This is a genomic window from Leifsonia sp. PARNA 1/14 (assembly GCF_055720965.1).
The window spans coordinates 639,286-661,109 of sequence record NZ_JBVQSP010000001.1 but is presented as its reverse complement, the minus strand read 5'-3'; the positions used below and the strand labels follow the sequence as shown (position 1 = coordinate 661,109).

24 protein-coding genes and 1 pseudogene are annotated in these 21,824 nt (G+C 70.6%); 3 read left to right on the top strand and 22 right to left on the bottom strand.

Features of this window, described 5'->3' with window-relative positions; translation table 11 throughout:
• The 3 genes and pseudogenes from AC0HS0_RS03345 to AC0HS0_RS03335 form a co-directional block, all read right to left on the bottom strand.
• Positions 1–121: pseudogene (locus AC0HS0_RS03345) on the bottom strand (HhH-GPD-type base excision DNA repair protein); the annotation flags it as partial.
• A 21-nt stretch (positions 122–142) separates the two neighbouring features.
• Positions 143–358: an SCO4848 family membrane protein gene (locus AC0HS0_RS03340; protein ID WP_472961638.1), complete on the bottom strand. Its 216-nt coding sequence runs from the start codon at positions 356–358 to the stop codon at positions 143–145.
• A complete protein-coding gene (locus tag AC0HS0_RS03335) occupies positions 355–1,257 on the bottom strand; it encodes a LysR family transcriptional regulator (protein ID WP_472961637.1) in 903 nt (300 codons plus the stop codon). Before AC0HS0_RS03335 ends, AC0HS0_RS03340 begins: the two co-directional genes overlap by 4 nt.
• 91 nt (positions 1,258–1,348) lie before the next feature.
• Here AC0HS0_RS03335 and AC0HS0_RS03330 point away from each other — a divergent pair, with 91 nt between their 5' ends.
• The gene (locus tag AC0HS0_RS03330) at positions 1,349–2,578 is read left to right on the top strand and encodes an MFS transporter (RefSeq protein WP_472961636.1); all 1,230 of its coding nucleotides are present in this window, start codon (positions 1,349–1,351) and stop codon (positions 2,576–2,578) included.
• A gap of 22 nt (positions 2,579–2,600) precedes the next feature.
• Here AC0HS0_RS03330 and AC0HS0_RS03325 read toward each other — a convergent pair whose 3' ends face one another.
• From AC0HS0_RS03325 to AC0HS0_RS03300, 6 genes are all read right to left on the bottom strand, one after another.
• Positions 2,601–3,491, bottom strand: coding sequence for an SseB family protein (locus tag AC0HS0_RS03325; protein WP_472961635.1), 891 nt, complete (start codon positions 3,489–3,491; stop codon positions 2,601–2,603).
• The gene (gene priA, locus AC0HS0_RS03320; protein ID WP_472961634.1) at positions 3,475–4,221 is read right to left on the bottom strand and encodes a bifunctional 1-(5-phosphoribosyl)-5-((5-phosphoribosylamino)methylideneamino)imidazole-4-carboxamide isomerase/phosphoribosylanthranilate isomerase PriA; all 747 of its coding nucleotides are present in this window, start codon (positions 4,219–4,221) and stop codon (positions 3,475–3,477) included. Before priA ends, AC0HS0_RS03325 begins: the two co-directional genes overlap by 17 nt.
• A gap of 61 nt (positions 4,222–4,282) precedes the next feature.
• Entirely contained in the window at positions 4,283–4,915 is a 633-nt protein-coding gene (gene hisH, locus AC0HS0_RS03315) for an imidazole glycerol phosphate synthase subunit HisH (protein WP_472961633.1), read from the bottom strand.
• Positions 4,912–5,514: an imidazoleglycerol-phosphate dehydratase HisB gene (gene hisB, locus AC0HS0_RS03310; protein WP_472961632.1), complete on the bottom strand. Its 603-nt coding sequence runs from the start codon at positions 5,512–5,514 to the stop codon at positions 4,912–4,914. Before hisB ends, hisH begins: the two co-directional genes overlap by 4 nt.
• On the bottom strand, positions 5,511–6,635 hold the full coding sequence (locus AC0HS0_RS03305) for a histidinol-phosphate transaminase (protein WP_472961630.1): 1,125 nt from the start codon (positions 6,633–6,635) through the stop codon (positions 5,511–5,513). The genes hisB and AC0HS0_RS03305 overlap by 4 nt, the downstream gene beginning before the upstream one ends.
• Before the next feature lie 71 nt (positions 6,636–6,706).
• Complete coding sequence (locus AC0HS0_RS03300) at positions 6,707–7,096, bottom strand: LysM peptidoglycan-binding domain-containing protein (RefSeq protein ID WP_472961629.1); 390 nt, start codon at positions 7,094–7,096, stop codon at positions 6,707–6,709.
• A gap of 238 nt (positions 7,097–7,334) precedes the next feature.
• Between AC0HS0_RS03300 and lexA the strand changes: the two genes are divergently transcribed.
• Positions 7,335–8,006 carry a transcriptional repressor LexA gene (gene lexA / locus AC0HS0_RS03295; protein WP_472961627.1) on the top strand — a complete coding sequence of 224 codons (672 nt, stop codon included), beginning with the start codon at positions 7,335–7,337 and terminating at the stop codon, positions 8,004–8,006.
• Positions 8,007–8,022: 16 nt separating this feature from the next.
• Here lexA and AC0HS0_RS03290 read toward each other — a convergent pair whose 3' ends face one another.
• The 4 genes from AC0HS0_RS03290 to hflX all read right to left on the bottom strand — a co-directional run bounded on the left by AC0HS0_RS03290 (position 8,023) and on the right by hflX (position 13,537).
• Positions 8,023–8,373: a metallopeptidase family protein gene (locus AC0HS0_RS03290; protein ID WP_472961626.1), complete on the bottom strand. Its 351-nt coding sequence runs from the start codon at positions 8,371–8,373 to the stop codon at positions 8,023–8,025.
• A gap of 80 nt (positions 8,374–8,453) precedes the next feature.
• Positions 8,454–10,808: a 5-methyltetrahydropteroyltriglutamate--homocysteine S-methyltransferase gene (gene metE / locus AC0HS0_RS03285; protein WP_472961625.1), complete on the bottom strand. Its 2,355-nt coding sequence runs from the start codon at positions 10,806–10,808 to the stop codon at positions 8,454–8,456.
• On the bottom strand, positions 10,805–11,788 hold the full coding sequence (locus tag AC0HS0_RS03280; protein ID WP_472961624.1) for a methylenetetrahydrofolate reductase: 984 nt from the start codon (positions 11,786–11,788) through the stop codon (positions 10,805–10,807). Before AC0HS0_RS03280 ends, metE begins: the two co-directional genes overlap by 4 nt.
• A 237-nt stretch (positions 11,789–12,025) precedes the next feature.
• Complete coding sequence (gene hflX, locus AC0HS0_RS03275; protein ID WP_472961623.1) at positions 12,026–13,537, bottom strand: GTPase HflX; 1,512 nt, start codon at positions 13,535–13,537, stop codon at positions 12,026–12,028.
• An 86-nt stretch (positions 13,538–13,623) separates the two neighbouring features.
• Here hflX and AC0HS0_RS03270 point away from each other — a divergent pair, with 86 nt between their 5' ends.
• The gene (locus tag AC0HS0_RS03270; protein WP_472961622.1) at positions 13,624–14,268 is read left to right on the top strand and encodes a class I SAM-dependent methyltransferase; all 645 of its coding nucleotides are present in this window, start codon (positions 13,624–13,626) and stop codon (positions 14,266–14,268) included.
• 20 nt (positions 14,269–14,288) lie between these two features.
• Here the strand turns inward: AC0HS0_RS03270 and dapF are convergent, their stop codons facing one another.
• The 9 genes from dapF to pgsA form a co-directional block, all read right to left on the bottom strand.
• Positions 14,289–15,167, bottom strand: a complete 879-nt coding sequence (gene dapF, locus AC0HS0_RS03265) for a diaminopimelate epimerase (RefSeq protein WP_472961621.1) — start codon at positions 15,165–15,167, stop codon at positions 14,289–14,291.
• Positions 15,168–15,169: 2 nt separating this feature from the next.
• Entirely contained in the window at positions 15,170–16,105 is a 936-nt protein-coding gene (miaA, locus tag AC0HS0_RS03260) for a tRNA (adenosine(37)-N6)-dimethylallyltransferase MiaA (RefSeq protein ID WP_472961619.1), read from the bottom strand.
• A gap of 26 nt (positions 16,106–16,131) precedes the next feature.
• Complete coding sequence (miaB, locus tag AC0HS0_RS03255; protein WP_472961618.1) at positions 16,132–17,739, bottom strand: tRNA (N6-isopentenyl adenosine(37)-C2)-methylthiotransferase MiaB; 1,608 nt, start codon at positions 17,737–17,739, stop codon at positions 16,132–16,134.
• 62 nt (positions 17,740–17,801) lie between these two features.
• Complete coding sequence (locus tag AC0HS0_RS03250; protein WP_472961616.1) at positions 17,802–18,590, bottom strand: regulatory protein RecX; 789 nt, start codon at positions 18,588–18,590, stop codon at positions 17,802–17,804.
• Between the two features lie 47 nt (positions 18,591–18,637).
• A complete protein-coding gene (gene recA, locus AC0HS0_RS03245) occupies positions 18,638–19,711 on the bottom strand; it encodes a recombinase RecA (RefSeq protein WP_472961615.1) in 1,074 nt (357 codons plus the stop codon).
• A gap of 193 nt (positions 19,712–19,904) precedes the next feature.
• Positions 19,905–20,129, bottom strand: a complete 225-nt coding sequence (locus tag AC0HS0_RS03240; RefSeq protein ID WP_472961614.1) for a DUF3046 domain-containing protein — start codon at positions 20,127–20,129, stop codon at positions 19,905–19,907.
• Between the two features lie 67 nt (positions 20,130–20,196).
• Complete coding sequence (locus tag AC0HS0_RS03235) at positions 20,197–20,508, bottom strand: helix-turn-helix domain-containing protein (RefSeq protein ID WP_454108703.1); 312 nt, start codon at positions 20,506–20,508, stop codon at positions 20,197–20,199.
• 183 nt (positions 20,509–20,691) lie between these two features.
• Positions 20,692–21,210, bottom strand: coding sequence for a CinA family protein (locus tag AC0HS0_RS03230; RefSeq protein WP_472961613.1), 519 nt, complete (start codon positions 21,208–21,210; stop codon positions 20,692–20,694).
• Positions 21,197–21,820, bottom strand: a complete 624-nt coding sequence (gene pgsA, locus AC0HS0_RS03225) for a CDP-diacylglycerol--glycerol-3-phosphate 3-phosphatidyltransferase (protein ID WP_472961612.1) — start codon at positions 21,818–21,820, stop codon at positions 21,197–21,199. Before pgsA ends, AC0HS0_RS03230 begins: the two co-directional genes overlap by 14 nt.
• Between the last annotated feature and the right edge of the window lie 4 nt (positions 21,821–21,824).

Here is a 21,824-nt window from a genome sequence, read left to right as displayed (position 1 = left end):
GGCCGGTGAACGCGGTCTCCATCGCGATCTGCTGATCGAGCAGCATCCCGACGAGGAGAGCGAACGGGGACTGGTCGAGGAGGGCGTCCGCTTCGGCGTCGCCGGTGATCGAGAGAGGCATGCCCTCATGCTCCCATCCACGTCACGCGACGAGCAACAGCACTCCCGCGACGGCCGACAGCACCGCCAGCAGCAGGGCGACGCCGAGGAGGACGGCGTGCACCACCAGGAACGGGGTCGCGCGGCCCGCGGCGTCCCTCGCACGGCTGTCGGTGCGCACCCGCGAGAAGAACCGCGGCCAGGCGAACACGTTGAACAGGGCGTTGAGGAACAGGACGACGGCGGCGAGAACGGTCATGATGCCTCCAGCGTAGGCGGAACCGCACGCCCGAACCGTTCGGCTATCAAGCCGACCAGCGCGCGGGCGGCCGCGCCGGGGCGTGGATGCGCGATGACGCTGAGTCGCCACTCGATCGCGGGAGTCAGCGGCCGGGTCACTGCGCCGGGCGTCGGGAGGACGGTCAGCGTCGGGAGGGCCGCCACGCCCAGTCCGGCGGCCACGAACCGGGGGATCTCGCCGAGGTCGGACAGCTCCGTCGCGATCTGCCGGGTCAGCCCGGCGGCCGTCAGGGCGCGATCGAGGGTCACCCGGTTGCCGAAGCCCTCGCGCGCATCCACCCAGCGCTCGGCGGCGAGGGCCTCCAGCGGCACGGCGCCGTCGCCGGCGGCGAGCGGATGGTCGTCCGGGAGGACGGCGACGAAGGGCACCTCGGCGAGCGGCAGCTCGATCACGCCGGGCACGGCGTCGGGCAGGCCCAGGAACGCCACGTCCACCCTGCCTTGCCGGACGTCGTCGGCGAGCCCCGTGGACCCGCTCGGCGACGGCCCGAGCCGCAGGTCGACACCCGGATGCCGCCTCCGGAACTCGCCCATGATGCCCGGGAGGTCGATCGACGTCAGATTCGTGAAGATGCCCACGCGCACGGCCCCGCGCAATGCGCCCTCCCCGACCACGAGGTCGCGGAGCCGTTCGATCGATTGAAGGCCGGCGCGCGCCTCCGCGAGTGCGGCCTCCCCGACGCCGGTGAGCCGGACGCCGCGCGCGTCGCGCTCGAAGAGGCGTCCTCCCAGTTCGCGCTCCAGGGCCGCGACCCCGGCGGACACGGTGGACTGGGCCGCGTAAAGCCGTGCCGCGGCCCGCGTGAAGTTGAGCTCCTCGGCGACCGCGACGAAGTACTCGAGCTGGCGGGTCTCCATCCGGTCATCCTAGCGTCTCATCGCTCACTCCGATCGCCAGCATCAGAATCATTCGTTGGACACGATTGCCCGTGAGGCGGATCATCGAGGCATGTCGATCAACGCCACTGCCTCCCGCCCCACCCGTGAACGCTCCGGCCGGCACCTCCGCCACGGCGCCGGGTTCTGGGTGGTCGCCGCCGCCTTCCTCGCGGTCATGGCGTTCTCGACGATCCCGACGCCGCTCTACGCGCTCTACCAGCAACGGGACGGGTTCCCGACCTGGGTGATCACGGTCGTGTTCGCGGCCTACGCGGTGGGCGTCATCGCGAGCCTGTTCCTGATCGGTCACCTCAGCGACTGGGCGGGCCGGCGCCGGATGGTGCTGGTGGCGATCCTGCTGGAGATCGTCGCCGCGGCGCTGTTCCTGATCTGGAACGACGTCAGCGGCCTCCTCGTCGCCCGCCTGATCTCGGGTGTCGGCGTCGGGGCGCTCACCGCGAGCGCGACCGCGCACCTGAGCGAGCTCCGGTCGGTGGCGAAGCCCGACGAGGGCCCGCGGCTGGCCGGGACGGTCTCGACGGTGGTCAACACCGGCGGACTCGCGCTCGGCCCGCTGATCGGCGGCCTCTTCGCGCAGTTCCTGCCTGCCCCCCTACTGCTCCCCTACGCCGTCTTCCTCGTCGTGCTCGCCGTCGCGGCCGTCGGGGTCGCGCTGGTGCCGGAGACCGTCGAGCGCGCGGAGGAGCGGCCTGCGTACCGGCCGCAGCGCATCTCGCTCCCCGCCGCGTCGCGCGGTGCGTTCTCGGCCGCGGCGATCGCCGCGTTCGCGGGGTTCGCGGTGTTCGGCCTGTTCACGTCGCTGGCGCCCAGCGTCCTCGCCGGCACGTTCCACGTCGCCTCGCACCTCGTGGCCGGCGCCGTGCCGTTCTCGGTGTTCGCCGCGTCCGCCGTCTCGCAGATCGTGTTCGCGCGACTGCGCACCCGGCCGCAGCTGATCCTCGCGATCGTGCTGGTCGCGCTCGGCTTGGCCGGGCTGGCCGTCGCGGTGCTCGGCGGCTCGCTGCCCGCGTTCATCGTCGCCGGCGTCGTCGCCGGCGCCGGAGTCGGACTGCTCTTCCGCTCCGCCATCCTGGTCGCCGGCTCGCTCGCCGCGCCGGAACGCCGGGGCGAGGTGCTCGCAGCGATCTTCCTGATCGCCTACATCGGGCTGGCGCTGCCGGTGCTCCTGGTCGGTGTCGCGCTCATCCTCTGGCCGCTGGTGCCCGTGCTCGTCGGTTTCGTCGCGATCGTGGCCGTGCTGTCCGTGCTCGCCGGCCTGCGGATGGTCCGCACCGCCTGAGCCGCACGTGCCGGTGCGCGGGTCAGGAGGCGGTTGCGAGCTGCACGCGCAGGGAGTCGACGCGCGTCGCGATGGCGTCGTCGGCGGCCCAGCGCTGCGCGAGCCGCGACAGGATGGCGTTCAGCTCGTCGGCCGTCAGTCCGCTCGCCAGCGTCAGCCGCACGACGAGCTCCTCCGCCGCCAGGCGGCAGTCCGGATCGCCCGCCGACAGTTCGACGTCGAGCACGCCCAGCTCCGAGCCGACCGACGCGCGGAACGCGTCGCCGACCACCGGGTCACGGTCGCTCGGCAGCCACGCGTGGCCTTGGGCGAGCGCCCACACCGCAGGGCGGCGGAGGACGAACTCGGTCTCGGAGGTCGGGTCGAGCACGAGCAACTCGGTCTCCTCCGACGCCGCGGCCAGCGCCGCGCGCGGTCCGGCTGCCGGGACGGGGCGAGCCGCGGGGTTCCACGTCTGCATCGCCGTCACCGACGAGAACACCGGGAGCACCCGGCGACCGTCGGGCGCGGCGACCGTCACGATCGAGAGCTCCTGGGTCTTGTCGACGGCGAGCCCGGCATCGTTGGTGCCCTCGTCGCCGAGCTCGGCCACCAGCGGGATCAGCAGCCGCGCACCGCGGACCGCCTCCACCACGGCCTCCGGCCCGACCTCGCCCGCCCGGAACGCGGCGAGCGCGCCGAGCAGTTCGGCAGGCGCGGAGCCGTCGTCGTCGCCGAACGGGTTGTCGTCGAACTCGCGGCCCTCCCACGCCTGACCGGCGGAGTCGCCGTGCGACGGTGTGAAGCCTGCGAGGGCCGCAGCGAATCCGGCCAGCCGGTCGGCACCGGTGCCGGTCGGCTGCGGCGCTCGGCGGCTCTCCCGGCTGCCGTCGCGGTGGCCTGCGCCCTCCGGCGGCTCAGTCGCCGGCGACATCCAGCGCCTCGGGAAGCGTGAACGCGCCGGAATACAGCGCCTTTCCGACGATCGCGCCCTCGAGGCCGAGCGGGACCAGCTCGCGCAGCGCCGCGATGTCGTCGAGGCTCGAGATGCCGCCGGAGGCCACGACGGGACGCTCGGTGCGGTCCATCACCTCGCGGAGCAGATCGAGGTTGGGGCCTTTGAGGGTGCCGTCTTTGGTGACATCGGTCACGACGTAGCGGGCGCAGCCGGCCTCCTCGAGCCGGGCGAGCACCTCCCACAGGTCGCCGCCGTCGCGCGTCCAGCCGCGCGCCGCCAGCGTGGTGCCGCGCACGTCCAGGCCGACCGCGATCGCTTCGCCGTAGCGGCCGATCACGTTCGCCGCCCACTCCGGGTTCTCGAGCGCGGCGGTGCCGAGGTTCACGCGCGTCGCGCCGATCTCCAGCGCCTGCTCCAGCGACTCGTCGTCGCGGATGCCGCCGGAGAGCTCGATGCGCACCCCCTTGATCTGACGGATCACCTTCTTCAGGAGGTCGCGGTTGCTTCCCCGGCCGAAGGCCGCGTCGAGGTCGACCAGGTGGATCCACTCGGCACCGGCGTCGGCCCACTCGGCGGCGGCGTCCACCGGGTCGCCGTAGCTGGTCTCGCTGCCGGCCTCGCCCTGGGTCAGGCGTACCGCCTTGCCGTCCGCCACGTCCACGGCGGGCAGCAGTTCGAGCTTGGGCGTGTTGGTGAATTCGCTCATGTCGATGTCTTTCTCGAGTGGGGCTTCGATCGGGTCCGCGCGGCGGACCGGGTGGGTCTCGCTAGAGCGAGCCGATCCAGTTGCGGAGCAGTCGGAGGCCGGCGCTGCCGGACTTCTCGGGGTGGAACTGGGTCGCGGTGAGCGGCCCGTTCTCGACGGCGGCGACGAACCGCGAGCCGTGCTCGGCCCAGGTCACGCGCGGCTGCGGGAACGGTCCGGTGGCCTCCAGCGTCCAGTCCTGCGCCGCGTACGAGTGCACGAAATAGAAGCGCTCGTCGCGGATGCCGTCGAACAGCACCGAGTCCTCCGGGGCCTCGACGCGGTTCCAGCCCATGTGCGGCACGATGTCTGCGCGGATCAGGTCGACCGTGCCCGGCCATTCGCCGAGCCCGTCGCTCTCGATCCCGTGCTCGACGCCGCGCTCGAACAACACCTGCATGCCGACGCAGATCCCGAGGACCGGTCGGCCTCCCGCGAGCCTGCGGTCGATCACCTCGTCGCCGTGCGAGCGGCGCAGGGCGTCGGCCACTGCGGCGAAGGCGCCGACGCCGGGCACCAGCAGGCCGTCGGCCTCCTGCGCCCGGCGGCGGTTGCCGGTGAGCTCGACGTTCGCGCCAGCGGCCTCCAGAGCTTTGACGGCCGAGTGCACGTTGCCCGTGCCGTAGTCGAAGACGACGACGTCCGGAGCGCTCACAATGCGCCCTTGGTCGACGGGATGCCCGATACGAGCGGGTCGAGCCCCTTCGCCTGGCGGAACGCCCGCGCGAAGGCCTTGAACTCGGCCTCGGCGATGTGGTGCGGGTCACGGCCGCCCACGACCGTGACGTGCAGCGTGATGCCGGCGTTGAAGGCGATCGCCTCGAAGACGTGGCGCACCATCGACCCGGTGAAGTGCCCGCCGATCAGGTGGAACTCGAACCCGGCGGGCTCGCCGCCGTGCACGAGGTACGGGCGCCCCGAGATGTCGACGACCGCCTGCACGAGCGCCTCGTCGAGCGGCACCAGGGCGTCGCCGTAGCGCGAGATGCCGGACTTGTCGCCGAGGGCCTCCCGGATCGCCTGACCGAGCACGATGCCGACGTCTTCGACGGTGTGGTGCACATCGATGTCGGTGTCGCCGCTCGCGCGCACCCGGAGGTCGGTGAGCGAGTGCTTCGCGAACGCGGTCAGCAGGTGGTCGAAGAACGGCACCGAGGTCTGGATGTCGGACGCACCGGTGCCGTCGAGGTCGAGGCTCAGCTCGATGCTCGACTCGCTGGTGGCACGCTGAAGCTGGGCGGTGCGGTTCGTCATGACTGCGAGTTTACTGGGGAGGCGACGGCGCTCGGGGTCGCACCGGGACGGCCGAGCGCGCGCAGTGCCTCCAAGAACGCCGTCGTCTCGGTCTCGGTGCCGGCCGTCACGCGCAGGTGGTGCGGGATGCCGACGTCGCGGATGAGGACCCCGCGCTCCAGCAGCGCCTCGAAGACGGCGTGGGGATCGCCGACGCCGCCGAACAGGACGAAGTTGCTCCCGCTGCGGTGCGGCAGGTAACCGAGCTCGGCGAGCTCGACCACCAGCCGGTCGCGCTGGGCGCGGATCTCGCCGACCATCGCCAACATCTCGTCCGCGTGCGCGAGCGCGCCGAGGGCGGCCGCCTGGGTGATCGCGGACAGGTGGTAGGGCAGGCGCACCAGGCGGAGGGCGTCGACGACCGCGGGGTCGGCGGCGAGGTACCCGACGCGTGCGCCGGCGAACGCGAACGCCTTGCTCATCGTGCGCGAGATCAGCAGGCGCGGACGACCGGCGAGCAGCGCGAGGGCCGTCTGCTCCCCGTCGGGGAGGAACTCCGCGTAGGCCTCGTCGACGACCACGATGCCCGACGCGGCGTCGTAGACCGCCTCGATCGTCGCGAGGTCGAGCGGCGTGCCGGTCGGGTTGTTCGGCGAGCAGAGAATGACGATGTCGGGGTCGTGCTCGCGCACGGCCGCGGCCGCGCTCTGCGGCGAGAGCTCGAACTCCGCGTCGCGACCGGCCGCGATCCACGAGGTGCCGGTGCCCGAGGCGAGCAGCGGGTACATCGAGTAGGTCGGCGCGAAGCCGAGAAGGCTGCGGCCGGGACCGCCGAAGGCCTGGAGGATGTGCTGCAAGACCTCGTTCGACCCGTTGGCCGCCCAGATCTGCTCGGCGACGAGCCCGTGACCGAGGTAGCGGGCGAACGCCTGGCGCAGCTCGGTGAACTCCCGATCGGGATACCGGTTGACGCCCGTGACGGCGACGGCGACGCGGGCGACGATATCGGCTGCGACGTCGTCCGGAACCGGATGCGTGTTCTCGTTCACGTTCAACGCGACGGGCACGACCTTCTGGGGCGCACCGTAGGGGGTGCGACCGCGCAGGTCGTCACGGATCGGAAGATCGGAGAGAGAGGTCACGCTTTCAATGGTAGTCAGGGCCGAAGCGGTGCTTCACCGTATGACGACGGCACCGGAGGCCGCCGTCATCATCACTTGTCGTACTGGGTCGGAACAGCGAGCTGCTGGCCCGGCGTCACTACAGCCGACTCGAGACCGTTCAGCGAGACGAGGTCGGCGATGACGTCGCGCGGGTCGGCGTTGGGTGCCAGTCGCTCGGCGACCGACCAGAGCGAGTCGCCGGACTGCACCGTGACGTAGTGGAAGGTCACGTGCGCCTGCTCGCCCGTGGCTGCGGCGCCTCCGCCGTTGAGCGCGAAGACGAGAGCGCCGATCACGATCGGGAGGGTGACGAGCGCCATGAGAACGGCGCGCCCGCGACGCGTGAGGCGCAAGCGGACGCGCGGGGCGGCGGTAGTGCTCGCTGCGGCGCTCAGGGATCCGCTGTTCAGGGACGCGGTGCTCATGACTGCTGTGCTCATGATCGTGACCTCCTCGGGGCTTCGGTCGAAGCTCTGTTCCGAATATATCTTCGAATGTTCGAAATCGCAATCGGCGATCCGAAGGGAATTCCCGCATGAATATCGAGACACACTCGAACACATGTTTGTCGGGCCGCCGTATCGTGGATACAGTTTCGATTGTCTGGAGGAAAGACAACCAGGCACCACCGACATTCGGTTCCGACCGGGTGCGGGGGACGGTCACGAAGGGACGAGCGTGTCGAACGAGAACCAGGCTCCGCGCACGCGGCGCCGCAAGAACCTCAGCGAGAAGCAGCTCGCCATCCTCGACGTGATCCAGCGGTCGGTGAGCCAGCGCGGCTACCCGCCGAGCATGCGCGAGATCGGCGACGCCGTCGGCCTCTCCTCGCTCTCGTCCGTCACGCACCAGCTGAACCAGCTCGAGCTGAGCGGCTACCTGCGCCGCGACCCGAACCGCCCGCGGGCGCTGGAGATCCTGATCGACCTCCCCTCGGCCCCCGCCCCCGACTTCGAGAACCAGACGCCCGTCGGCGACGCCGCCATGGTCCCGCTCGTCGGACGTATCGCCGCCGGCGTCCCGATCACGGCGGAGCAGCAGGTCGAGGAGGTCTTCCCCCTCCCCCGGCAGCTGGTGGGCAACGGCGAGCTCTTCATGCTGAAGGTCATCGGGGAGTCGATGATCGATGCCGCCATCTGCGACGGCGACTGGGTCGTGGTCCGTTCCCAGAACACGGCGGAGAACGGCGACATCGTCGCGGCCATGCTCGACGAGGAGGCCACGGTGAAGGTGTTCCGGCAGCGCGACGGGCACACCTGGCTGCTCCCCCGCAACTCCAACTTCGAGCCGATTCTGGGCGACTACTCGCAGATCCTCGGCAAGGTCGTCGCGGTCCTCCGCGCGGTCTGAACCCGGCCGGCGCCGTTCACGCCCAGCCGAGCTCCTGGAGGCGGGCGTCGTCGAGGCCGAAGTAGTGGCCGATCTCGTGCACCAGTGTGACGCGCACCCGTTCGCGGAGCTGCTCGACCGTCTCGCAACCGGCCTCGAGGTTGTTGCGGAACAGCGTGATGCGGTCGGGCAGCTCGCCGAAACCGTAGACGCCGCGCCGGGTCAGCGGATGCCCGGTGTACAGCCCGTACAACCGCGGACGCGCCCCGGGCGGCTGGTCGGCGATCAGGATTGCAACATTCTCAAGCGGGCGCACCATGTCCTCCGGGAGCCCGTCGAACACCTCGTCGACCAGCCGGTCGAACTCGTCGTCCGCGATGCGCACCATGCGCTCATCATCGCCGACGGGACGACACTCGCGACGCCTCGTCCGCGCAGGGCGGAACGAGGCGACGCGAATCGCCGGGTTCAGGCCGTGACGCCCACTCGCTCCCGCACGTCACGGGTGGCCGTGAGGATGTTGCGGAGCGACGCCACCGTCTCGTCGTAGCCGCGCGTCTTCAGCCCGCAGTCCGGGTTCACCCAGAGCTGGCGCCCCGGGATCGCGCTGAGCGCGGTCTCCAGCAGCTCCGTCACCTCGGCGACGGACGGCACGCGCGGCGAGTGGATGTCGTAGACACCCGGGCCGATGCCGTGCTCGAAGCCCGAGCGCTGGATGTCGTGCACGACCTCCATGCGGCTGCGCGCCGCCTCGATGCTGGTCACGTCGGCGTCGAGGTTGCGGATCGCGTCGATCACCACGCCGAACTCGGAGTAGCAGAGGTGCGTGTGGATCTGCGTCGCGTCGGCGACCCCGGAGGTCGCGAGCCGGAACGAGCCGACCGACCACTCGAGGTAGGCGTGCTGGGCGGCGCGCTTGAGCGGCAGCAGCTCCCGCAGCGCCGGCTCGTCGACCTGCACGACGCGGATGCCCGCGGCCTCCAGGTCGGCGATCTCGTCGCGCAGCGCGAGCGCGACCTGCCGGGCGGTCTCGCCGAGCGGCTGGTCGTCGCGCACGAACGACCAGGCGAGGATCGTGACCGGACCGGTCAGCATGCCCTTGACGGGCTTGTCGGTCAGCGTCTGGGTGTACGTCGACCAGTCGACCGTGATCGGCTTCGGGCGCGAGACGTCGCCCCACAGGATCGACGGGCGCGTGCAGCGCGACCCGTACGACTGCACCCAGCCGTTCTGCGTCACGGCGAACCCGTCGAGGTTCTCGGCGAAGTACTGCACCATGTCGTTGCGCTCGGGCTCGCCGTGAACGATCACGTCGAGGCCGATCTCCTCCTGGAGGTCGACGACCCGCTTGATCTCCGCCTGCATGCGCGCGAGGTAGTCGGCCTCGGTGATGACACCCTTCGCGAACTGGGCTCGCGAGCGCCGGATGTCCGCGGTCTGCGGGAACGAGCCGATGGTGGTCGTCGGCAGGAACGGCAGCTGCAGCGCCTCGTCCTGCGCGGCCAGGCGGGCCGCGTAGTCGCCGCGGCGGAAGTCCGCGCGGGTGAGAGCCGCCTCGCGCGCCCGCACCGCCTCCACACGCACACCTGGTGCCGCGGCGCGGTCGGCGAGCGCGGCGGTGGCGGCGCTCAGCTCGCCCTGGATCTCCTCGTGCCCGTCCACGATCCCCCGCGCCAGCACCGCGACCTGGGCGACCTTCTGGTCGGCGAACGCCAGCCAGGACTTCAGGCGCGCGTCGAGCTCGGGCTCGTCGTCGACATCGTGCGGCACGTGCAGCAACGAGGTGGAGGTCGACACGGCGACGTCCGGGCTCAGCGACAGCAGGGCGGTCAGCTTTCCGAAGGCGGCCTCCAGGTCGCCTCGCCAGATGTTGTGGCCGTCGATCACACCGCCGACCAGCGTCTTGCCGGTCAGGGCGGAGGCGGTGACGGCGTCGAGCCCGGACGGGATGGTCCCGCGCACCAGGTCGAGCGAAATCGCCTCGACCGGCGAGAGCGCGAGCACCGGGAGCGCGTCGTCCAGGCTGCCGTACGGTGCCGCGACGAAGATCGCGGGCCGCTCGGTGGCGCCGCCCAGCTCCGCGTAGGCCGCACGGGTGGCCTCCAGCACCTCGGTGCGCTCCTCGTCGATGCTCTCGGAGACGAGCGCGGGCTCGTCGAGCTGCACCCACGGCGCACCCGCCGCCGCGAGCCGCGCCAGCAGCTCGCGGTAGACCGGCAGGAGGTCGGCGAGCCGCGACAGCGGGCGGAAGCCCTCCGGCGCCTCATCGCTCGCCTTGCTCAGCAGCAGGAACGTCACGGGTCCGACGATCACCGGGCGGGTGACGAAGCCGGCCGCACGGGCCTCCTCGAACTCGCGCACAATGCGGTCGGACGCCAGGCGGAACGCCGTCTCCGGGCCGATCTCGGGAACCAGGTAGTGGTAGTTGGAGTCGAACCACTTGGTCATCTCCAGCGGCGCCTTCTCGCCCTCGCCACGGGCGATGGTGAAGTAGCCGGCCAGGTCGACCGAGCCGTCGGCCGCGGCGAGGTCCGCGAACCGCGACGGGATCGCGCCCACGGTCACTGCGGCGTCGAGCACCTGGTCGTAATAGCTGAAGCTCTCCGGGATCGCGGCGTCGTCGCGGCCGAGGCCGAGCGCGGCGAGGCGCTCGCGGGTCGCCGCACGCAGCCCGGCAGCAGTCGCCTCCAGTTCGTCGGCGCTGATCGCTCCGGCCCAGAAGCTCTCCACGGCCTTCTTCAGCTCGCGGCGGCGGCCGATCCGGGGATAGCCGATGACGGTGCCCACCGGGAAGGCGGAGCGCGGGGTGGTGGTGTCGGTCATGCGTGTTCGCTTTCCTCGAGGGTGGGTGCGGGGGTGGATGCTGTGGTGGATGCTGTGGTGGCCGGCAGCAGCCCGATCCTGTCGAGGACCGACAGCACCGCCGCGTGCTGGTTGAAGGTGTAGAGGTGGATGCCGGGGGCGCCGCCGTCGAGGAGACGTTGCGCCAGCCGGGCGGCCCAGGCGATCCCGATCTCGCGCTGGCCCTCCTCGTCGGGCTCGACCTCGAGCTGGATGGCGAGGTCGCTCGGGAGGTCCTCGCCGCTCAGCTCCAGCATGCGCGCGAGCCGCGCGGGCGAGGTGACGGGCATGATCCCGGGCAGGATCGGGAAGGTCACACCGGCCTCCTTCGCCCGCTGCGCGAACGAGAGGTAGTCCTCGGCGTGGAAGAACAGCTGGGTGATGCCGAGGTTGGCGCCGGCGGCCTGCTTGGCGAGCAGCGCGTCGATGTCCTGCGACACCGAGTGCGACGACGGGTGTCCGTTGGGGAACGCGGCGACCGCGATCTGCACGTGCTCCCGGTGGTTCAGGACGGTGCGCGCGTGGAGGCCGGGCACCGGCAGCTCGCCGTATGGCACGCGTTCGGCCTGCACGCGATGGATGAGCTGCACCAGCTCGGCGGAGCTGCGGATGTCGCCCAGGCCGTCCTCACCGGGTGCGAGGTCGGCGGGCGGATCGCCGCGCACGGCGAGGAAGCGGCGCACGCCCGCGTCGAGGAACTCGCGGATCAGCCGGTTGGCCGCCACGTGCGACGACCCGACGCAGGTCAGGTGCGCCATCGGGCTGACGTCGGTGTTCTCGAGGATGTAGCGCACGACCTCCAGAGACGATGCGCGCGACGAGCCGCCGGCGCCGTAAGTCACGGAGATGAAGTCGGGGCGCGCGGCCGCCAACAGGTCGATCGTCGCCGGCAGTGCGGCGGCGGCGCGGTCGGAGCGCGGCGGATACAGCTCGAAGGAAAACCGCGCGTCGGTACAGTCCATGGTTCCTCAGGTGTCGATCAGCTTCTCGGACACCCCGCGCCGGCCGGCAGCGGACGCTGCAGGAGAGTACGGGGCGGGCGGGTGCCGGGCTCGGCTGTCGCACCACGTCAGCGGTCGCCCGCTTCGGTTGTGCAGTCACCGTAGCAACGCGGAAGGCCGGGCGGAACCCTCCGCGTCATCCAATGACACAGAGCGTCCGCCCGGCCTTCATCGCCTCGTGCGAGGCATCGTCCGGTGCTACACCGCGAACGGCTCGAACACCGCCTGGTACTCCGGCATGATCCGCGCGCGCACGCGGGTCCCGTCCTCCACGTACTCCGTGGAGATCACGCGGCCGCGCTCGTGCAGCGCCGAGATCAGGTCGCCGCGGTCGTACGGAACGACCAGCTCGACCTCCACCGAGGGGTCGGGCAGCAGCCGCGCGATCGCCGCGAGCACCTCGTCGATGCCCTCACCCGTCCGCGCCGAGGCGAAGATCGCCCCGGGCTCGAGGCCGCGCAGCACCAGTCGGTCGTCGGCCGCGATGAGGTCGGATTTGTTGAAGACGACGATCTCCGGGATGTCGCGGGCGCCGACCTCCCCGATCACATCGCGCACGGTCGCCAACTGCGACGCGGGGTCGGGATGCGAACCGTCGACCACGTGCACGATGACGTCGGAGTCGGCGACCTCCTCCAGCGTGGAGCGGAACGCCTCGACCAGCTGGTGCGGAAGGTTGCGCACGAAACCGACGGTGTCGGCGAGCGTGTACAACCGGCCGTCGGCCGTGACGCTGCGGCGCACGGTCGCATCCAGCGTCGCGAACAGGGCGTTCTCGACCAGTACGCCCGCCTTCGTGACCCGGTTCAGGAGGCTCGACTTGCCCGCGTTGGTGTACCCGGCGATCGCCACCGACGGCACGGAGTTGCGGTTGCGGTTGGCCCGCTTCGCCTCGCGCGCCGGCTTAAACCCGGCAATCTGCTTGCGCAGCTTCGCCATGCGCGAGTGGATGCGGCGACGATCGAGCTCGATCTTCGTCTCGCCGGGACCGCGCGATCCCATGCCGGCGCCGGCTCCACCCACCTGACCACCGGCCTGGCGGGACATCGACTCGCCCCAGCCGCGCAGGCGCGGGAGCAGGTACTCGAGCTGCGCGAGCTCGACCTGCGCCTTGCCTTCGCGGCTCTTGGCGTGCTGGCTGAAGATGTCGAGGATCACCGCCGTGCGGTCGATCACCTTGACCTTCACCACGTCCTCCAGCGCGCGCCGCTGACTGGGCGCGAGCTCGGTGTCGGCGATCACGGTGTCGGCGCCGAGCGCGCGGACGACCCCCGCAAGCTCCTCGGCCTTGCCCCGGCCGAGATAGGTGCTCGGGTCCGGGTGCGGCCGCCGCTGCAGGAGGCCGTCGAGCACAGCGGCGCCCGCCGTCTCGGCCAGGGCCGCGAGCTCGCGCAGCGAGTTCTCGGCATCCTGCAGGGTGCCCTGCGAGTACACGCCGATCAGCACCACGTTCTCGAGACGCAGCTGCCGGTACTCGACCTCCGTGACGTCCTCGAGCTCGGTGGAGAGCCCCGAGACGCGTCGCAGCGCCGCACGCTCCTCGCGGTCGAACTGCTCGCCGTCGTGATTGCCGCCGTCGGTCGCGTTCTCCTGGAGGGCCTGAGCGCCCCGGCCGAAGAGCGTCACCGACGCCTTGTTCTTCTCGGTCGCGAGCACCCGCGCGACGACATCGTCGGTGGTCTGCTCGTCGAATTCTGTTCGTTCAGTCATACATGTCCCCTGATCCGGGTCGGGTCAACCCTAGCTCGTCGTGCTTCTGTGTTTGTCTGTCGGTCCGCGTCCTGTACGGTCCTCTTATGGCCAGCGGAGATCACTATTTTTCCCCGGCGCCCGAAAGTGAACTGAACCTGCGGCCGTTCACCGCGCGCCTGGTGGGGCAGACGTACGAACTGGTGACGGCGAACGGGATCTTCAGCCCCGAGCGCATCGACATGGGTACGCGAGTGCTCCTCGACCATGTCCCCTCTGCGCCGCCCGGAGGTCAGCTTCTCGACCTCGGTTGCGGCTGGGGGCCCCTGGCTCTCACACTTGCTCTCGAATCCCCTCATGCGACCGTCTGGGCGGTCGACGTCAATACCCGAGCCCTCGACGTGGTGCGCAGGAACGCGCAGAAACTCGGTCTCACGAATATAAACCCTGCGACCCCGGATGATGTTCCCGAGTCCGTGCAATTCACCACGATCTGGTCCAATCCGCCGATCCGCGTAGGAAAGAACGAGCTCCACGACATCCTGCAGCGCTGGTTGCCTCGCCTGGAGCCGGGCTCCGACGCCTGGCTCGTCGTGCAGCGCAATCTCGGCAGCGACTCGCTGCAACGCTGGATCCAGGCGACGATGCCCGAGCTGACGACGACGCGCCAGGCGATCTCCAAGGGGTACCGCGTACTGCGGAGCCGCCGGCCGGCCGAGAAGGCCAGGGCCGAGGAGGCCGGCGCCGAGTAGACCGGCGCTGCTGGATCTGCTCAGGCGAGGTCGAGCGTTCCCGTGTAGACGAGTTCGGCCGGCCCGGAGAGAGCGACGTGCTCGCCGTCCTCGGTCGGGAACATACGGACGCCCACTGTGCCGCCCGGCACCTCCACCCGCCACTGGTCGGGTGCGCCTTCGCCCGCCCAATACCGCACCGCCAGCGCGGCCGCCGCGGCGCCCGTGCCGCACGACAGCGTCTCGCCGCTCCCCCGCTCGTGCACGCGCATCCGGATTCGCCCGATGCCGTCGCTGACGAGCGGCTCGCGCGGCACCACGAATTCGACGTTCGCGCCGTGCAGGGGCTCCGGCTCGATGTGCGGGATGTAGTTCAGGTCGGCGGCCTCCAGCTCTGACTCGTCGGCGACCGCGACGACCACGTGCGGATTACCCAGGTCGAGCCCGAGCCCGGGACGGGCGACGGGCAGCTCCTTGGCGCGCACCAGCGGCTCGCCGCCGTCGAGCGCCCAACGCCCGAGGTCGACCTGGAACCCAGTGAGGTTGCGCTGCACGTCGCGGACTCCGGAGCGCGTGCCGATCGGGAGGGTGTCGCCGTCGGCGAGTTCGGCGAGCCCGGACTCCAGGAGGTAGCGCACGTAGACGCGGATGCCGTTGCCGCACATCTCGGCGACGGAGCCGTCGGCGTTGTAATAGTCCATGAACCACTCGGCGCCGTCGTCTTCGGCGAGGGCCTCCGCCCCCTCGGGGAGGTGCGTCGAGCGCACGGCCCGGATGACACCGTCGGCGCCGATGCCGAAGTGCCGGTCGCAGATCGCGGCGATCTGCGATGCCGACAGCGGCAGGCGACCGTCCGGGTCGGAGTAGAGCACAAAGTCGTTGCCGGTCCCCTGACCCTTGGTGAAGTGGAGCGTCGCCATCCTCACAGCTTATCGAGTGCCGCGCGGGTGAGCTGCGGGTCGCCGTAGTCGAGCCACTGGAGGTCGTCGTAGCGCTTGAACCAGCTCACCTGCCGACGGGCGTACCGGCGGGTGAGCTGCTGCGTCGCCGCGATGGCCTCCGCGCGGTTCATCTCGCCCTTCACCTCGGCCAGGGCCTGCGCGTAGCCGATCGCGCGGCGCGCGGTCACCCCGCGCTCCAGGCCGAGCGGGATCAGCGCTCGCACCTCGTCGGTGAGCCCGTCGCGCCACATCCGTTCGACGCGCTCGTCCAGCCGTCGCACCAGCTCGTCCCGGGGTGCGGCGAGACCGAGCAGGACGGTCGGCCGCCAGAATCGCGGCGCCTCGGGGAGCGACCCGCTGACGGGTCGACCGGTGAGCTCGGCGACCTCGAGCGCGCGGACGATGCGCCGCCCGTTCGCCGATCCGATGCGCTGCGCGGCTTCCGGGTCGAGCTCGGCCAGGCGCCGGAAGAGCATCCCAGGACCCTGCGCGGCGAGCTCGGCCTCGAGCCGCGCGCGTAGTTCGGGATCGGTCGCGGGGAACTGGAAGTCGAAGAGCACGCTCGACACGTAGAGCCCGGAGCCGCCGACCAGGATGGGCGTGGCCCCGCGCGCCATGATGTCGCCGATGATCCGCCGCGCCTCCGGCTGGTAGCGGGCAACGGTGGCCTCGTCGGTGACATCGAGGACGTCGAAGAGGTGGTGCGGCACGCCGCGCCATTCGGAGGGCGGCAGTTTCGCGGTGCCGATGTCCATTCCGCGATAGAGCTGCATGGCGTCGGCGTTGACCACCTCGGCCGGGCGGCCGCGCTCCCGGAGGGCGTCGGCGAGCGATAGCGAGAGCTCGGTCTTGCCCGTTCCGGTGGCGCCGACGATCGCGACGATGGCGGGAGGTCCGTCCTCGGGACCGGCGGCCACGGCCCCCGCTCCCGAGTCGGCGGCGCTCAGCGCTGGCCGTCCGACGGGTCGTAGATCGGCATGGTGCCGACGCCCGGCGACGTGAGCGGCTCGCGCACGCGCAGCGTCGGCAGGCCGAGGGAGACCGGGCCGGCGCCGGAGGAGGCCGGTCCGCCGTGGGTGGGCACCGCGCACGACTCGGCCTCTGCGCGGTCCCAGGCGTCGCCGGCTCGCGTGCGGCGGATCGACAGCGGCGCCCCGTCGGCGCTGTCGGCGATCAGGTAGTGCGGAGCCGCTTGCGTGACGCGGACCGTGACGATGTCGCCGGGGCGCGGAGTCTCCGAGCCGGCGGGCAGCTCGAAGTGCACGAGCCGGCTGTCGCGCGCCCGCCCGCTGAGGCGGTGCGTGTCGGCGTCCTTGCGGCCTTCGCCGTTGGCGACGAGGAGCTCCACCTCGCGGCCGACGAGACGCTCGTTCTCCTCCAGCGAGATACGCTCCTGCAGCGCGATCAGGCGGTCGTAGCGGTCTTGCACGACCTCCTTCGGCACCTGGTCCTCCATCGTCGCCGCGGGCGTTCCCGGGCGGATCGAGTACTGGAACGTGAAAGCCGACGCGAAGCGCGCCTCCTCGACGACCCGCATCGTCTCGAGGAAGTCCTCTTCGGTCTCGCCGGGGAAGCCCACGATGATGTCGGTGCTGATCGCGGCGTCGGGCAGCTTGGCGCGTACGCGGTCGAGGATGCCGAGGAACTTCTCGGAGCGGTACGAGCGCCGCATCGACCGCAGGATCCGGTCGGAGCCGGACTGCAACGGCATGTGCAGCTGGGGCATGACGTTCGGCGTCTCGGCCATCGCGTCGATGACGTCGTCGGTGAACGCCGCCGGGTGCGGGCTCGTGAACCGGATGCGCTCCAGCCCGTCGATCTCGCCGGCGGCGCGCAGCAGCTTGCTGAAGGCCTGACGGTCGCCGAATTCGACACCGTACGAGTTCACGTTCTGCCCGAGCAGCGTCACCTCGATCGCGCCGTCGTCGACGAGCGCGCCGATCTCGCCCAGGATGTCGCCGGGGCGGCGGTCCTTCTCTTTGCCGCGCAGCGAAGGGACGATGCAGAACGTGCAGGTATTGTTGCAGCCCACCGAGATGGAGACCCAGCCGGAGTACGACGAGTCGCGCTTGGTGGGGAGCGTCGAGGGGAACGTCTCGAGCGCCTCGAGGATCTCGATCTCGGCCGCGTCATTGTGGCGAGCACGTTCGAGGAGGCCGGGCAGGGAACCCATGTTGTGCGTGCCGAACACCACGTCGACCCAGGGCGCCTTCTCGAGGATGACGTTCTTGTCCTTCTGGGCTAGGCAACCGCCGACCGCGATCTGCATGCCGGCGTGCCGGCGCTTGACGCCGGCGAGGTGTCCGAGGTTGCCGTAGAGCTTGTTGTCGGCGTTCTCACGCACGGCGCACGTGTTGATGACCACGACGTCCGCCTCGGCGCCGTCGGCCGGGACGTAGCCCGCAGCCTCCAACGACCCGCTGAGGCGCTCGGAATCGTGCACGTTCATCTGGCACCCGAAGGTGCGCACCTCATAGGTGCGGGCGCGCCCGTCCTCGGTCAGCGCGGCCGGGGACGGCGAGAAGGTGCGGGGGTGCTCGACGGTGCTCATGATGCGTACGATTCTACGTTCGACCGGGGCCGGAATCGAACGGCCGGAACCGGGACTCGCGTCTACTGGAATCGGACCCCGCCGCGTCGGCCGCGCGTCGCGAATGCCGCGTCCATCGCCTGACGGACGACGGACGAGTCGTATCCCTTGCGCGCGAGGAAGCCGTGCAGCCGCCTGCGCGTCGTCTCGTCATCGTAGGAGGACAGCTGCCCGATCCGTTTGACGGCCAGCTCGGTGGCGCGTTCCAGCTCCTCTTCGTCCGCGATGTCGGCCAACGCCTCCTCGATGAGCTCCGGCGCGATGTGGCGTCGCTTCAGGTCGAGCTCGATCGCGGAGCGCCCGAGGCCCTTGCGGCTGTGCTGCGTGAACGCCAGAGTCGTCGCGAGCGAGGCGTCGTCGATCACGCCCATCGCCTCGAGCCGGTCGAGCTCGGGCGCGAACACCTCCGGCTCGATCTCGCGTTTGGTCAGCAACTGCTCGAGCTCCCACCGGGACATGCCACGGCGCGCGAGCTGCCGGATGGTGAGCGCCGTCGTCTTGCGGGTCAGCCGTTCGGTCTCTTCGTCCTCGACCTCGTGCGCGGCCTCCGCCGCACGCGCGGACTCGGCCGCCCGGGCGGGTTCGCCCGCCCAGGTGTTGTTCCACCGCTCAGAGGCGTCGGCTCCCGGCAATTCGGCCAGAGGCCTCGCGACGGGAGGTTTCGCGGAGGGCGCTGAGGTCTCCCGCCGCCGTTCCGGTGACGCCGCTGCGCGGCGCAGCGGCGTCACCGGGGCAAGGTGACCACTCGCGAGCTGCTCACCCGCTCCCGAGTCACCACCCGGATGCGGTTCGGAGGGGAACCTCACGACCATGACGTCGGCCTCCTCGGCAGTGTCGGACGATCAGTGGCGATGACGACTCACGCGCCCTTGCGGGCCTGCAGCTTCTCTTCCAGGGAGTCGACGGTCGCTGCGGGCTCCGCCGCCGCGTTCGGGTCGGCGATGACGCCCAGCTTGATCAGGATCTTGTTCTCGATCTCTGCTGCGATGTCAGGGTTCGCGATGAGGAAGTTGCGCGAGTTCTCCTTGCCCTGGCCGAGCTGGTCGCCCTCGTACGTGTACCAGGCGCCCGACTTCTTGACGAGGCCGTGCTCCACTCCGAAGTCGAGCAGGCTTCCCTCGCGGGAGATGCCGACGCCGTAGAGGATGTCGAACTCAGCCTGCTTGAAGGGCGGCGCCATCTTGTTCTTGACCACCTTGACGCGCGTGCGGTTTCCGACCGCGTCGGTGCCGTCTTTCAGGGTCTCGATGCGGCGGATGTCAAGGCGGACCGACGCGTAGAACTTGAGCGCCTTTCCGCCGGCGGTGGTCTCGGGGCTTCCGAAGAAGACGCCGACCTTCTCGCGCAGCTGGTTGATGAAGATCATCGTGGTGTTCGTGGTGCTCAGTGCACCGGTGAGCTTGCGGAGCGCCTGCGACATGAGGCGCGCCTGGAGGCCGACGTGCGCATCGCCCATCTCGCCCTCGATCTCGGCGCGGGGCACGAGCGCGGCGACCGAGTCGATCACGATCAGGTCGATCGAGCCGGAGCGGACCAGCATGTCGGCGATCTCGAGCGCCTGCTCACCGGTGTCGGGCTGCGACACGAGGAGCGCATCGATGTCGACGCCGAGCTTGCGGGCGTACTCCGGGTCGAGCGCGTGCTCGGCGTCGATGAACGCCGCGATGCCGCCGGCCCGCTGCGCGTTCGCGATGGCGTGGAGCGTCAGCGTGGTCTTACCCGAGGACTCCGGACCATAGATCTCGACGATACGGCCACGCGGGAGACCGCCGATGCCCAGCGCGACATCGAGCGCGATCGACCCGGTCGGGACGACCTCGACGGGGGCGCGTTCATCGCTGCCCAGTCGCATGACGGAGCCCTTGCCGAACTGACGATCGATCTGGGCGAGTGCGGTTTCGAGAGCCTTCTCGCGGTCTGCGGGTGATGGCATTTCGGTTCTCCTTCGTGGGCTTCGCTACGAGTTCGACTGTATGGTCGACCGCCGACACTCCGGGCGTCGACCGTGGAATTCGTGGACAACTCGTTTTCGATTGCCGCTGTGAAGGAGTTTACTCAGATCCGAACATATCTTCGAGCGATTCGAACCGGCGTGTCGCCGGGCGAGGGAGTGAGGCGCAGTCGCGTCAGCGCTTCGGCGCCGGCTTGCCCGCGCCGTACCAATGCGACTGCGGCACGCCCGTCTCGCGGCACAGCGCTATCCACACCTCGCGGGGCGGGATGCCGGCGTTCAGCGCCTCCTGGGCCGTGCGGCCGCCGAGTTCGGCGAGGACGAGATCGGTCAGCAGCGCCTGCCCGTAGCCGGAGCCGAACTCGTCGACGACGGCACGCTGGAACTCGCTGAGCTTCATGGATTCACCTTAAACGAGGGACGCCCCGCATCGTGCGGGGCGCCCTCGGGACTGTCGAACGGCTGGTTCAGCGGGAGACGAGGTTCGCGTCGAGAGCGGACACGAAGTCGTCCGGGATGGTGTCGGGGATGACGGGCTCGAGCCCCTCGAGCACCGCGATGCGGTCTCCGACCTCGCGCATGATCACCGAGACCGGCGTCTCGAGCGCGTCGGCCACCGACGCGAGGATCTCGCTCGAGGCCTCTTTCTGGCCACGCTCGACCTCGCTCAGATAGCCGAGGGCGACACTCGCCTTGCTCGCGACCTGGCGCAGTGTGCGGCCCTTCTGCAGGCGGAAGTCCCTGAGCACGTCGCCGATTTCCTGACGTACAAGAATCATTTCGGAGCCTCCTTCTTCTACCCTGCCGACGAATCGAATGGATGCCAACTGTACAGCATCCCTGACGGTCACGATATCCGCGACGACTGGGCTTTTGTTGTGAATGCAATCACCTGTAACGAGACTGCAACACGGCGTATTCCCGGGCGTCGAGCGGGCGGAATCCACCGCCCCGGAAGGGGGTCAGCGCTCCGCGATCCCGAGCTCGACGGCGAGTTCGTGCACCGCTCGCGCGACCGTCTGGGCGCGGATCGACTGCCGGTCGCCGGCCAGCCGGAGCTCGACCGCGCGCACGCCCGACGCCGACGCGATCCCGACGTAGACGGTCCCGACCTCACGTCCGCCCTGCGGGTCCGGCCCGGCGACTCCCGTCGTCGAGACGCCGAGATCCGTCGCACGCCCGCCGACCGCCAGATGCGTCCTGGCACCCTCGGCCAGCTGCCGGGCGACCTCGGGGTGCACGGGCCCCTCTCGCTCGAGGAGGTCGGACTCGACGCCGAGCAGCGTGCCCTTGAGCTCGGTCGCGTAGACGACCGCGCCACCGAGCACGACGGCGGAGGCCCCGGGGACGCGCGTGAGCTCCGCCGAGAGGCCACCTCCTGTGAGCGACTCGGCAGTGACCAGCGTCAGGCCGCGCTCGGCCAGAGTGCGGACGACACGGAAGGTCAGGTCGGCCGCCGCGACGTCGTCAGGCCCCGGCACGCTTGGCCTGCCTCCCTCTGTACGCCTGCCAGAGGTAGTCGACGCCGGTGACCACGGTCAGGATGACGGCGGCGGTCATCAGGATGCCGTTCACCCAGAAGATCCAGTCGCCGAAGATCGTCCACAGCGGGAAGAGGGCGAACGAGATCGCCACCGATTGGACGATGGTCTTGATCTTGCCGCCTCGCGACGCGGCGATCACACCCTGCCGGATGACGACGAAGCGGTAGACGGTGATCCCGATCTCGCGCACGAGGATGACGATCGTGACCCACCAGGGCAGCTCGCCCAGGATCGACAGCGACACCAGCGCTCCCCCGGTCAGCACCTTGTCGGCGATCGGGTCGAGCAGCTTGCCGAGGTCGGTGACCAGGTTGTTCCGGCGGGCGAGGGCGCCGTCCACTCCGTCGGTCGCGATGGCGATCACGAACAGCACGGCGGCCGTCCAGCGCAACGGGCCGTCGGCGCCTCCGTCGGCGAGCAGCATCCAGATGAACAGCGGCGCCAGGAGGATCCGTACCACCGTGATGAGGTTCGGCACGTTCCAATTGCTCGCGCGGTTCGCGCTGCCGCCCGCCGCGGCGGGCGGGGGCGCGTCGGGTACCGACATCGCG